General features: G+C 35.8%; 11 protein-coding genes. 4 read left to right on the plus strand and 7 right to left on the minus strand.

Going from position 1 to position 12495, the window contains the following annotated elements:
* Positions 1–3: 3 nt before the first annotated feature.
* The 7 genes from cas3 to ACLLO5_RS04215 form a co-directional block, all read right to left on the minus strand.
* Positions 4–2280: a type I-D CRISPR-associated helicase Cas3' gene (cas3, locus tag ACLLO5_RS04185; protein ID WP_413174227.1), complete on the minus strand. Its 2277-nt coding sequence runs from the start codon at positions 2278–2280 to the stop codon at positions 4–6.
* Positions 2273–3031: a type I-D CRISPR-associated protein Cas5/Csc1 gene (gene cas5d, locus ACLLO5_RS04190; protein ID WP_413174228.1), complete on the minus strand. Its 759-nt coding sequence runs from the start codon at positions 3029–3031 to the stop codon at positions 2273–2275. Before cas5d ends, cas3 begins: the two co-directional genes overlap by 8 nt.
* A 3-nt stretch (positions 3032–3034) precedes the next feature.
* Positions 3035–4072 (minus strand): type I-D CRISPR-associated protein Cas7/Csc2, encoded by a 1038-nt coding sequence (cas7d, locus tag ACLLO5_RS04195; RefSeq protein ID WP_413174229.1) that lies wholly within the window; start codon positions 4070–4072, stop codon positions 3035–3037.
* 28 nt (positions 4073–4100) lie between these two features.
* Positions 4101–6797, minus strand: coding sequence for a CRISPR-associated protein Csc3 (locus ACLLO5_RS04200; protein WP_413174231.1), 2697 nt, complete (start codon positions 6795–6797; stop codon positions 4101–4103).
* 28 nt (positions 6798–6825) lie between these two features.
* Positions 6826–7185, minus strand: coding sequence for a DUF5615 family PIN-like protein (locus ACLLO5_RS04205; RefSeq protein WP_413174232.1), 360 nt, complete (start codon positions 7183–7185; stop codon positions 6826–6828).
* Positions 7182–7433, minus strand: a complete 252-nt coding sequence (locus ACLLO5_RS04210; protein ID WP_413174233.1) for a DUF433 domain-containing protein — start codon at positions 7431–7433, stop codon at positions 7182–7184. Before ACLLO5_RS04210 ends, ACLLO5_RS04205 begins: the two co-directional genes overlap by 4 nt.
* A gap of 91 nt (positions 7434–7524) precedes the next feature.
* Positions 7525–8187: a PDDEXK nuclease domain-containing protein gene (locus tag ACLLO5_RS04215; protein ID WP_413174234.1), complete on the minus strand. Its 663-nt coding sequence runs from the start codon at positions 8185–8187 to the stop codon at positions 7525–7527.
* Between the two features lie 148 nt (positions 8188–8335).
* Between ACLLO5_RS04215 and ACLLO5_RS04220 the strand changes: the two genes are divergently transcribed.
* The 4 genes from ACLLO5_RS04220 to ACLLO5_RS04235 all read left to right on the plus strand — a co-directional run bounded on the left by ACLLO5_RS04220 (position 8336) and on the right by ACLLO5_RS04235 (position 12480).
* Positions 8336–9199 (plus strand): helix-turn-helix transcriptional regulator, encoded by an 864-nt coding sequence (locus ACLLO5_RS04220; RefSeq protein ID WP_413174235.1) that lies wholly within the window; start codon positions 8336–8338, stop codon positions 9197–9199.
* A gap of 108 nt (positions 9200–9307) precedes the next feature.
* Complete coding sequence (locus ACLLO5_RS04225; RefSeq protein ID WP_413174236.1) at positions 9308–10081, plus strand: tryptophan-rich sensory protein; 774 nt, start codon at positions 9308–9310, stop codon at positions 10079–10081.
* A 22-nt stretch (positions 10082–10103) separates the two neighbouring features.
* Positions 10104–10988 (plus strand): ATP adenylyltransferase family protein, encoded by an 885-nt coding sequence (locus ACLLO5_RS04230; RefSeq protein WP_413174237.1) that lies wholly within the window; start codon positions 10104–10106, stop codon positions 10986–10988.
* A gap of 136 nt (positions 10989–11124) precedes the next feature.
* A complete protein-coding gene (locus tag ACLLO5_RS04235) occupies positions 11125–12480 on the plus strand; it encodes a cysteine desulfurase-like protein (protein WP_413174238.1) in 1356 nt (451 codons plus the stop codon).
* Positions 12481–12495 lie beyond the last annotated feature (15 nt).

Below are 12495 nucleotides of genomic sequence, written 5' to 3' on the forward strand. Positions count from 1 at the left end.
TGATTAAGCGATAAAAACTTCATCATCTGGAAGACGTAGCTGTTTAAATTTCATAGCCATTGTTAAGATTCCTGACAAGCCAGCAAAGAATGTATATTCTTTCTCTAAATCATCGCAAACTATTGTTATTGGATAAGAAATGATTCCTTGCTTCTTTAATTGGAAAATTACCGCAGCGTTGTTAATGGGACAAATAATTACTCCTGGTAAAAGAAATTTATTTAATGCTTGTATTAATGGTGTTGGTCGAATTGCACCTCCAGCACTGCGAGTAATATGACAATCTTTAAAAGCGGTTAATTTGTTTAATTCTGTATTTACAAATTCTTGCCATCTATCATGATATCTGAGTCTAAAACTCAATTGATAAGTTTCACTAGCACGATGGGTTAATTCAATATAATCACCATTTTGCACAAATTCGTAATAGCGTAATAAGTGAAAAGGATCTAATTGTGTTTCTTCAGATTCATCTAGCAAAAATCCGCGAGGATCACGAATTGGTAAACTTTCAAATAAACTAGAGCGAAAACTAAATAAAGGTGCATAACTGGTACTGAATATTTCAGCAAATTCTTTTAAATCAGCCAGTACATCATCATGCTTTTTAAAGACATTTTCATAATCTTCTATCGTTGTACGTCCAGTTTCCAGATCATCCCATTCTTCAGGCGATGTTACTTTGATAAATCTTTTTACAAAAGCTTGACCACCTTTGATGTATTTCCAATCTTTTTTAATTTCTTTGGGAGTTTTTTTAGCAATAGTTTCAGCACCTCTTAAAATGTTCATTCTGTAACGATAGTCAGTCCAAGTTCTATTTCCACCTAAAACTGATCTTAAAGTTTCAAAAAGTTGAGAAATTAATTCAGTCCCTGTTAAATTTTCCAGAAGTTCTTCTAGTTCCAGTAAAGGACGGGCAATTTCTAAAAATGCTTCTGAACGCCAGTAAGCAGCTAAAAAAGGTTTATCTAAACAGGTAAGATTATCTAATATCTCTTTTAGTGCTGCACGTCCACCAGTAATATCAAGAGAAGTTATATTTTGTTCCCAAGCGTCAGCAGGTAAGTAAGCAATGGCTTCTGAATCTATATTAGTTTCAGATTTACCTAAAACACGGCCTACTCTACCTATTCTCTGCCAAAATGCCGAGCGATCGCGTACTGAAAAAATCAACCAATCTAAATTTTGTCGCTTTGGTGCAGGATGTCTTTCAAAGTTAAATCCTACATCTACAGTGCTAGTGGCTAAAATTATTTGACATTGCATAGCCCTATGTCTATCTTTTTGAGGTGCGGGTCCAGTAATGCGTCCAATATACTTACTAAGTCCTTGTTGTTGTAGTAAATCTGATAGACGATTAATATTATCCAAAGAATCAAGAATTACTGCACCATTTTCATTTGGGTTATCTTGAAAACGTTGAACAACTTCTGCTGCTAATTCTGTTATCCATTCTTCTTTACTATCTGGTTTAGGTCGTAACTCTAAATTAACGGCTGTTTGTGACGGCAAAAGCTGACCATTATTTGCTTCTCCATCAATTCTTGCTATTCTCACACCTGCATTTTGTAAATTTTCTAATGCTAATTCACAAGCTGGTTCAGGTGTTGCTGTCAGTAATACTACTTTCCGTCCATGCTGGAAAAATTTAAAAACGTGAGAATAAGCAAGATAAAATAACATCCCTACTAGCTGTTTAGCATCATAAAGATGAAATTCATCAAAGATAACTGTGGAAAATTTAGTGTAAAAACCACTAGCAATATTACCTCTATCTAGCTTATTGTATGCAAAGAAAGTTGCATAGTAAAAAATATCAGGGTTTGTTACTAGCAGAATAGGCGTATTAGCATCAACATCATTAAACACAGTCGCTGGATTTCGCAAAACATTATATAGCTTTTCTCCAGGACGACCCCCTACTTTATCACTTGGCCAACTTTTAATATCTTTAGCAGAAGCTGATTTAACTACATGAGGCAAATTAGCATCCTTGATAAACTTTGTTGCAGCTTCTGTTTGTTGTTCAATTAAAGCATTAGTAGGAGCTATATAAACAGCACTTTGGTTTGGTTGATGTAATAAAACTGTTAATCCAGCTTTAGTTTTACCTGTGCCAGTTGGTGCTAAATCAAGGATAATATCAGCATCTTGTGATTGTTCAAATACATCAACTTGATGTTTAAGTGCATTCTTTATAAAAGATAGTTTATCTGGAGAAGCACAAGCTGAAATACTCCGATCTTCTAACCTGATAACTAATTTTTGATTACTCATTTCTGTTTTCTCTACCACAATAATGTAAACCTGCTGGTACAATCATTTCGCCAATTTGCCAAGCTGCACCTCGAAAGTGAAGATTTTTTAATATCGGTGCAGGAGGTATAGAGATTAAATCAAAAGCAAATACTTCTATTTGTGTTGGTAAATCAGCAACATTTAGATAAAATTGGCTTTTATATTCGCCTTCTGGGAGTAAAGTTATAGGAAACTCTTTTAAAATTTTTACCTTTACTTTACTAGCGAATTTTCCCAGACGGATATAATCTGGTAATTGCTGGTTTCCAAATACTAACGTTTGAAATTTATTACCTCTTTCAATCATACGTAATCTTCCCGTTTGAGGAAAATTACTTGCTCTAAATGAACTAGGTTTTGTACCTTGACGTTGTAATGGTAAATCTTCTCTGGCAGTTGCTACACGGTTATTAGTCATGGTGTACCAATAAGCATCAGAAAGAGCGTTAAATCTTTCAAATCTAAATGTAATTCTGCCTATTGGTGAAGCTGGTAAAATGTAGCAAGATTGCGCTATTGATTGAAAATCTTCTTTGTAGGTTGGTCGTCCTGTAGCCTGACCTTGGAGACGATAGGGGGAATTTACCCAACCTAAAGCATAGGTTAAAGCATAATTCCCAAGTAACCCCTCAGTGTAATAGGTATCAGACAACTCCCTAGAGGCAAAAAAGACTGGTTCAAGACACTTTAATTCAATAAGTTTTGCCTGTGAAAAAGGAATTGTTGACATAATTTAATTCTCTACTTCAACTGGAGTATTTTTACCTTTACCTTTGCTTTTACCCTTGTTTTGTTGAGGATTTTTTTCAGATGGAACTTGACGAAAATGTTCATAAGATTGACTTAAACGTTTGAGAAAAGTATCACGTTCTGCTTCTGACCAATGGGTTTCTACATCAGTAATTAGATTTGCTAATTCTTCATCAGATAGTTGCACAGAAACCCCTCTTCTATTTTTCCAATTTGTAATTACTTGTTTAGTTGCTGTGATGACTCGATTAATATTTAAAGGATGCTCTAAAGGTTCACCTAAAGCACTGTATGTAGCTTGTACAAGTTCCAAAGAGCTAGGTAATTCGGTAATACTGCCAAAAATACCTAATATTTGATTTTCCATCCTTCCTACACGACTGGAAACAGCGCCATAACGACTGGTAAAAAGAATATTTCCGATGACATAGCGCAGTTCATCAGCAGTTACATCTTTGAGTGTAACAACATCCAAAAAATGAACTCCTGGTTTGATGTATTCGCTAGTGTTCAAAGCTGTTGAGGCATTACCTTTTTCATCGCGCATTGTACCGTTTTCATAGATGGCGTTAATAGTGCGATCGCCTACCACATCAGTAGCAGATAATATACTAAAAGCATCCTCAGTCCAAATACGGCTTTTTTGTGCGCCACCTCCACCAGCAGCAAAACCATAAAGGAAACAATCTACACACATTTCACAAGGTGCATTAGTATTTAAAGAGCAAATAGAGCCATCTTTGGCGTTAGTGTATAAAAGTTCGTGCGCTCTTAAATGTTCTCTTCCATAACGTCTTTCTGGTGCTACTTGTTTACGTTTAGTCATCACCAACCGTTGAATAATATTATCATTATTCACGCCGCCTTGAACAAATTCATTACACATTGACTCACCAGAACCTTCTGTGCGAAAAATAGTTTCTGAGTGAGTTGTTCTGAGAACAATTAAAGTAATAAACCGACCTTTGGGGAAATTTTCGTAGGTAGTCGCAAGAACAGGGGAAAGCTTTTGAATTGACATGATAAACTCCTAGTTAGTTAATGATTAATTAAACAGTTGTATTTGTTTCATCAGAATCATCTTCTGATTTATTTTTTAGCTTTGTACGTGCTTCTTCTAAGAAAAATAAATAAGCAGCTTCTAAAGTCTTTTGATCAGATAACAACTTTTCTGGACGTGCAGAGTAAACCTCCTCATATAGCTTGCGTAATACCTGGTAATAACGCTTGACTTGTTCAAGTTTTTTCACTCCTACATGATATTCACGATTAATGCGGTCTAACCGTATGTAATATTGTTCGGTTAAAGCTGCAAACATTACCTCCAAATCTAAATAAGGTTTTTGATTTTTTACGGCAGTAATAAAAGCTGTGAAAGGTTCTGTTTGAGCAGTACGTTTGAAAGAACTTCCCTTGAGGTTTGCTTCTGCTGCTATTTGAGCAGCTTCTTTCAAATACTTAGTTAAAAGTGAATTATCATTAGGCATAAAGCTCTCCATTAATGTATTTAAAGGCTGACAAATTCGACTCCAAATAACACTTAAATTTGGCTCATCTTGTTCTCGTAAAATCCAACGTAACAAAACAAAGTAAAGTTCAATTGGTCTATCACAAGTACGAGACAAATCATACAAACAATCATCAGATTTCTGAATGCTGGCAACAGATATTGCTAATTCTCCAAGACAACGTAATCTTTCAAGAATTTTTTCGGCATCCTGGCTTTGATAATATTGTCCATTTCCCAATAATGGTTGCAGTGCAGCAGGAATACCTTCAACTCTGCCATACACATCATCAAATAAATCTACCTCCATATTGCTGCTTAAAGTAAAAGGAAAACCAATATCTAAAGATAAAGATATTTCTAATCCTAATCTCAGTGATTTTAGTAAAGCTAAAGAAGCATTAATATCTCCCCAAACTAAAGGAATAATCACAGATGTATGAACAAAATCTGGTCGTTTAGGTAATGCTGCACCAACTACCTTATTAGCTTTAAATTCAAGCTGATGATTTCGATAAAGTTGTAATTGATCAACAGTAACAGTACCTCCTTCGGTATTTATTGCAGCTAGTTGTTGTAACAGTTCGCGCCAAATTCTTAAAAGTTCGGGTGCAGAACCTTTTGGTAATGCTAAATGTAAATAAAGAGGTTCTTGTTTGCTAACTTTAGGAAAATTTGCACCCACTGTCATTAGTTGATAAGCTAAAGCAGCAATAGAATCTGCTTGTCTTTTTGGTTCGGCACTAATACCACCTGGTAAACGATTGGAAAAAGCCTGTACTTTTGTTCCGGGAGGCATATTTGCGGAAATTAATTCATCTATTTCACTGGATGTAGCACCTAAAGAACATCTTTGTCTAGGATTAGCTTCTACATAAGCATCTAATTCATTAATTCCAATTAGCTGATTAGCAAAAGGAAAATTTACTATTCTGTTAACTGCTAAAATCATTTCTTCAGATACTTCTATTTCTTCAGAATTTTCTGTACTGTTATTTCTTAATTTAAAAGACTCTTTGAGAGCTTCGTTAATACCTTCAATGCCATTAATAGCGGCTTTTGCAGCAAATAAAGGTCGTCCATACTGACCATTAAATGGTTCAAGTGCAAGACGTTGATGTTCAGAAATTCCAGTATGATGAGCAATTTTATCCCAAGCTTCTTTAGGAGTTAAACCTGCTTCTCGATAACTCAGATAAGCTGCTTTCAAACCTTCAGATATAGCAAATTCTTCTGCACTACTTACAGGTAATAATCCTAGTTCAGCAGCTTTTTTGATTGCATCTTCACCTGCATTATCTCCCCATTTACTTACATCTTTAACAATCTTATCTGATTTATAACCAGCTTTTTTCCTTTCTAAAAGAGCCTGAATATTAACCAAAACTTCATCAACATTTTGTTGAATAGCCTGATAAGTAACTTTGATACCATCTTTGGTGGGTCTGACAAGTTTCTCAATATTATTACCAAAAACTTGATCAATTTTACTTTGCCAAACAGCAGCGATTTCTTTTGTTAAATCTACATTTGGTAAATTTGACCCTTCAAACAGTTCACTATCTGGAAAAATTGCGATTGGATGAAAGCCATACTTTTGTAAAACTTCTTCACAAGCACCCAATAACAGAGATGTAATATAACCTTTATCTTCTGATAAACGCACTCGAAAAAGATTACATTTTCTGCTAAAAGCAACGGTTAATTCTGTTTCTATCTTGCGAAATCTTTGAGCATCTGGAATACCTAAATCAAACAAATCAGCAGCAGTAAGCATAGCTGCCCAACGTTCAATATTTGGGTCTTCTGGTAAAAATCTCGCCCCATCACTAACATTATGACCTGAATGGCGTTCAATTAGTTTTCTGACTAATTCTAAATCATCATCAGTAGCTACAAAACCAATTACAAAAGCCTTTTTCAATTCTTCTTTTAAAAAGTCCTTATCTCTAGCTAAGGTTTTAACGTTCCGTCCTTGAGAATCTAATTTATTCAGGTCATGAACAGCAGTCGCTGCTAATAACAAGGGTCGTTTATCTTCTGGTACTTGTGCTATATGGCTAACTGTCAAAATAAACTGACAAGCAGAGTCTAAATGTTCTGCAAGGGTTGTACCCTTTCTCACACCATATTGATCATGATGTGCATGATTTTCATAAAGCTGGGGGCGAATTTCACTGAAATAAATTTCCTCCAAGGATTTAGGAGGACGATTTAAAAGCCGACCGCGTTTAATCATATTAAAGGATGGAAATTGTAATTTAATTTCAAAATCTATTTTCAGGTGGTCTAATTCTGACTTTATCTAATTCAGCAGTGACAATTGCACCAGACAATAATTCATTTCCGTAAAGCTGAAGAACTCGTAAACAAACTATTGATTGTTCTTTGGTTGAGAGATTAACTAAGCGCAAGATACCACAGTGAGGATTTCCCCGCAGAATTGCTAACTCTCCAAAATCTTTATCAAGGGTGACTAAAATCCTACCTTCACGATAAGCAGTTGCTAAAATCTCCTCATCACCTGGATCTTGTGGCCAGTCTCCAGACCAAATCACATCATATTCTGCCGTTTGTAAATCGTTAAGCACCCTAGCATTAATGCAAGTATCTAGCAGTATTTTCATCTTGGAGACTCTATCAATAAAGGTTCAACTCGTTCATGACCAACTAATCTCCGTGCATATATTAAACAGGCTTGCACATCTTCCCGTTCTAACCAGGGGTATGCTTCTAATAAAGTTTCAATGGTATCTCCTGCTGCTAACATTCCTAAAATATGTTCAACAGCGAGACGACGACCACGAATGATTGGTTTACCGCCAAAGATTTGAGGGTTAAATGTGATTCTGTCTAATAATGTTTGTTCGTTCATGATTCAGCTATTTAGTAAAGAAAGTCCTTTGGAGTAGATATTACTAATCTTAGTGCTTAAAAATTAGTAAATATCAATAAATCTCATTTTTTTAATCTAAATGTTTACTTAATTCAATTCCTTCTAACAACTTAGCAACTTGCTCTGGTTCAGGAAGCTGATTTTTAAATTCCTGTGGCAATGCCGAAACAACCTTATAAGTTCTTTTACTTGATTCTGGTATTAAATACTTAACAATGGTTTCATTTTGGGATTTACAAACAAGAATACCAATTGATGAATTTTCATCTGGTAGTCGAGATACATTATCTAAAGCAGGTAAATACAACTGCATTATATTCAGCGAATCAGGTGTAAATTCTCCAGTTTTCAAATCAATAGCAACTAAACACTTTAATTGACGTTGATACAATAGCAAATCAATAAAAAAATCCTCATGATTTATTTTCAAGCAATACTGACTATTAATAAAGGCAAACATACCTCTCATTTCTTGTAAAAATGGAAAAAGCCTTGCTAAAATCTCTCTTTCAAGCGGTGTTTCATACTGTTTATCTTCACCATAAGCAATACAAGCTAAAATATCATCTCTTTCTAAACTAGGATATGCTTCTAAAATTTCCTCAATTGTTTCTCCACCTGCAAGCAAATCTAAAATTAAAGCTACCCAAATCCGATGACCTTTAATGCAAGGTTTACCAAAACAAATATTTGGATCAATGGAAATTCGAGAAAGTAAATTATTTGTACTCATTATTGCTGCTCCCTATTTACCCCTTTTTACTATTCTATATTCGGTGATTGATTGAAAAACTGTCCGTAACTCGTTGCTAAAACCTATAATGGCACTGAAAATAAAAGTTGGCAAGAGAAAACAAGTATAAAGTATACGGACACTTTTAATGAGTCGAAAAGGTCAGTCTATAACCCTGTCGGTATCAGAAAGAGACAAATCTGAACTAGAAGCGATCGCACTCGAATTCGGTATGATGTGGGGAGATGATCCCAATATCTCCAAACTCATCAAAGCGATCGCTCAACGTGAGTTAATCGTTGGTAAAAATCATGACTGGCAGGATTCCCGTATTCGTGCCTTACATCGCTGTATAGGCGCATTAACCGACATCGGACAAGTTGAACAAGCGGAAATCATCGCTAATTTGTTACTTGAACGCAGCGAATTATCCGTACCAATGCGGAAAGAAATTGAAGCTTTCCTCAATCATGCTCTCCCATCTTGGCGGTTACAAGTGGATCACTATATATTGCGTCAACAACCCTTTCAACTAGCTTATCAAGATGCAGCAGAAAGAGTATTTAATTTTACAGTCCGCTTTGCCAAAATTACTCCTCACGAAAAGCGTCAATATCTTGATTGTTGGTGCGAAGAAACAGAAGGAAATTTTGACATCCCAGAATTAAAACATAACTGGTGTTTTCGTTTAGACAGAATTAACGAAGCAGCAGTTACGGAAATTACTGGAAAATGGCGTACTAGCTTAGATGCAATAGATGTGGAAATGCACATATTGAACAACTTAGCGTTTGCATATCAAACTAAACCAGAAGATAACAGAGTGGAATGGATACCAGATCAACCAAAAGTGAAGCGAGTAATTAGACGAGTATCAAATACATTTTGGTTTATTCGGGAAATCATGCAATATTCCGCTGATTGTATTGTAGTCTCACCGGAGAATGTGCGATCGCTCATCAAACAAAAACTCATTACCCTTTGTCAAAATTATGATTTGCTAGAACCATAAGACCACAAAATACTTTCATCATGGTATAATGCCAGCCGAAAAAATTCCTGTCCAGTCAATAAGATGTAAGCTAAAAGTAGACAATAATTGACTTTATTCTACTATCCCATGCAACAATCATCTTCTGGCAATAATCAGGATTTTATTCGGCAGATTACCACATTGGGTGCTATCGTTGGTGCTTTTTTGATCAACGTAGTATCCAATATTTTCCCCCTCAACGGACTCAATATAGGAGCAATTTCCAACACCTTATTTAAAGATGTTTTGATTATTCCTGCTAACTACGCATTTGCTATCTGGGGAATTATTTACTTAGGTTTATTTGCTTTAGGAATTTACCAATTTATTCCCAGTCAAAAAGAGGATACCGATTTACGCAACACTGCATATCTGTTGGTAATTGCTTCTGTAGCTCAATCTATCTGGGTGTATTTATTCCTAGCTAGATTTTTTATGCTTTCAATAGTAGCAATGGTAGGAATTTTGATCCCCTTAATTATTATTCACCAGCGGTTAGAAATTGGCATCAAGCGAGTGAGTAGAAGTAAAAAGTATTGTCTTCATGCCCCTATTAGTATATATCTGAGTTGGATTAGTGTAGCAACTATTGTTAATGTTGCCTGTGCGCTGTATTTTTATAACTGGAATGGTTGGGGCATTACTCACACAATATGGACTGTAATTATGTTGTTCGCAGCAGCAGCAATTAGTAGTGTGATGGTGAGCAAATACCAGGATATTCCCTACACAGGAGTAACGGTTTGGGCTTTAGTTGCGATCGCTCTCAAACACTGGGATAATTCTTTAATCAGGAATGTAGCCTTGGCTTTGGCAATTATTCTGATGATCATTGCAATTATTCAACGTTGGCGTAACTAAAAGTCATAAATCATAGAAACAGATGACACAGGGGAAAATACTACTCGAACCAGGAATACTATGGACAAAAGTCAAACAAACTACCGAACACGCTTTAAAATGTGGTGCGCTCAAATCTATACCTACAGAATTTGAATTTGTCGAACAAGACGGAGTTAAATTCCTCGTCAGAATATTATCTAATCTCAACCGCAAAAAAGCAGCTAAGGAAAAACAAGACAAACAAACGGCTGCAACTGGTAAAGAATTTAATCCATTCTTACCTTACGAACAAGATTTATTTGTAGCAGATATCTCTGATACCCATGTCTGCATTTTAAATAAATTCAATGTTGTTGATTATCACCTATTAATTATTACTCGCGCTTTTGAAGAACAAGAAAGCTTACTTACTTTAGAAGATTTTGCCGCAATGTGGGCAACTTTAGCCGAGTTTGATGGTTTAGTCTTCTACAACGGTGGTAAACTTGCAGGTGCTAGTCAGCGACATAAACATTTACAAATTGTCCCTATTTCCGCGACCGAGATTCCCATTACACCATTATTAAAAGAGGCTAAGTTTCAAGATTCTATTGCAACCATACCCGGACTTCCTTTTTTACACGCTTTTACAACTCTCAACTGGGATGAAAATGCTGAGGTGACGTTAGAAAAATATTATGCTTTACTAGGAATGGTCGGTATTGAGGCTGTTGATAATAATAAACAATCTGGAGCGTATAATCTTTTAGCTACGCGAGAATGGATGTTAATTGTACCGCGTTCTGAAGAAGAATTCGAGTCAATTTCTGTCAATTCGTTAGGTTTTGCTGGTGCTTTGTTGGTGCGAAATTCTGAACAAATGCAGCTAGTTAAAGATATGGGTCCAATGAATATTTTGAAGAATGTTGCTTTACAAAAGAAATAAGTTTTAAACGCGGAGGAACGCAGAGGAGTGATTGAGAAAATGCCAGATTAATTATCTGTGTTTATCTGCGTCTATCTGCGGTTAAAAAATTTCTTTTTCCTCTGTATAGTTGGTTAAAAAATGAGGAAATTTGTTTATGGAATCTCTAGATATCAAATGGATTCGCTCTCAATTTCCAGCTTTGACACAAATAATTAATGGTCATCCAGCTATTTTTTTTGATGGTCCTGGTGGAACTCAAGTACCGGGTGCGGTGTTGGATGGGATAAGTGATTATTTAGTTAGGTCTAATGCTAATGCTCATGGGTATTTTGCTACCAGTGTGCGAACTGATGCGGTGATTAATTCTGCACGAGCTGCGATCGCAGATTTTTTAGGATGCGATAATGATGAGGTGGTATTTGGTGCGAATATGACTACTCTCACTTTTAGTGTGAGTCGTGCTATTGGTAGAGAACTGCAACCAGGTGATGAAATTCTTGTTACCACACTTGACCATGCAGCTAATATTGCTCCTTGGTATGCTTTAGAAGAAAAGGGTGTAAATGTTCGCGTTGTGGATATTAATGTTGAAGATTGCACCCTAGATTTAAATGATTTAGCAGCAAAAATCAATTCCCGCACCAAATTAGTAGCAGTCACTTATGCTTCTAACGCTGTAGGGACAATTAATGATCTTGCCAAAATAGTTAAATTAGCTCATGCTGTTGGTGCTTTAGTTTTTGTGGATGCTGTACATTATGCCCCCCATGCACCGATTAATGTCCATCATTTAGATTGTGATTTTCTAGTTTGTTCCGCTTATAAATTCTTCGCTCCCCACGTTGGGATTTTATATGGAAAAAGAGAACATTTAACTCGTTTAACTCCTTATAAAGTTAGACCTGCATCTAATGAAGTTCCATCAAAATGGGAAACCGGAACTTTGAACCATGAAGGTTTAGCGGGTTTGGTAGCCACAATTAATTATTTAGCAAAGTTAGGTTGTCACGTATCTCCAACTTTAGATAATGAATTACTTGATTCTTTAATAGAAGCAGATAGGGAAGGTTTAACTACTTTTCATTGTCCCCGTTTTCTCACTTCACCGGAACAACCTAGTCATGAGTTAGCTTCAGCTTATCATAGTCGTCGTGCGGCTTTGTTAGCTGCAATGTCAGCTATTCAACAATATGAAAGAGAATTAAGTAAAAAGTTGATTTCTGGGTTGTTAGAAATTCCTGGTGTCACAGTTTATGGTATTACTGATCCAAGCCTTTTTATATGGAGAACTCCCACGGTTTCTATCACAATTGAAGGGAAATATCCGGCAGATGTAGCGAAGATTTTAGGAGAAAAAGGCATCTTTACTTGGCATGGTAATTTTTATGCTATTGAACTCACAGAAAAGTTAGATGTAGAAACATCTGGTGGCTTTCTGCGAATTGGATTAGCACACTATAATACTGGGGAAGAAATTAATCAATTTTTGTCAGTTTTAGTTGAGATTTAAATTCTCATGGAATAC

It is taken from the genome of Anabaena azotica SJ-1 (assembly GCF_047275885.1).
GTDB lineage: Bacteria > Cyanobacteriota > Cyanobacteriia > Cyanobacteriales > Nostocaceae > Trichormus_B > Trichormus_B azotica_A.

Coding starts and splice junctions, on each gene's coding strand:
- ACLLO5_RS04210 (WP_413174233.1), bottom strand. CDS start 7,433: ATGAACGAACAAACATTATTAGACAGAATCACATTTAACCCTCAAATC.
- ACLLO5_RS04215 (WP_413174234.1), bottom strand. CDS start 8,187: ATGAGTACAAATAATTTACTTTCTCGAATTTCCATTGATCCAAATATT.
- cas3 (WP_413174227.1), bottom strand. CDS start 2,280: ATGAGTAATCAAAAATTAGTTATCAGGTTAGAAGATCGGAGTATTTCA.
- ACLLO5_RS04235 (WP_413174238.1), top strand. CDS start 11,125: ATGGAATCTCTAGATATCAAATGGATTCGCTCTCAATTTCCAGCTTTG.
- ACLLO5_RS04220 (WP_413174235.1), top strand. CDS start 8,336: ATGAGTCGAAAAGGTCAGTCTATAACCCTGTCGGTATCAGAAAGAGAC.
- ACLLO5_RS04230 (WP_413174237.1), top strand. CDS start 10,104: ATGACACAGGGGAAAATACTACTCGAACCAGGAATACTATGGACAAAA.
- ACLLO5_RS04200 (WP_413174231.1), bottom strand. CDS start 6,797: ATGATTAAACGCGGTCGGCTTTTAAATCGTCCTCCTAAATCCTTGGAG.
- ACLLO5_RS04225 (WP_413174236.1), top strand. CDS start 9,308: ATGCAACAATCATCTTCTGGCAATAATCAGGATTTTATTCGGCAGATT.
- cas5d (WP_413174228.1), bottom strand. CDS start 3,031: ATGTCAACAATTCCTTTTTCACAGGCAAAACTTATTGAATTAAAGTGT.
- cas7d (WP_413174229.1), bottom strand. CDS start 4,072: ATGTCAATTCAAAAGCTTTCCCCTGTTCTTGCGACTACCTACGAAAAT.
- ACLLO5_RS04205 (WP_413174232.1), bottom strand. CDS start 7,185: ATGAAAATACTGCTAGATACTTGCATTAATGCTAGGGTGCTTAACGAT.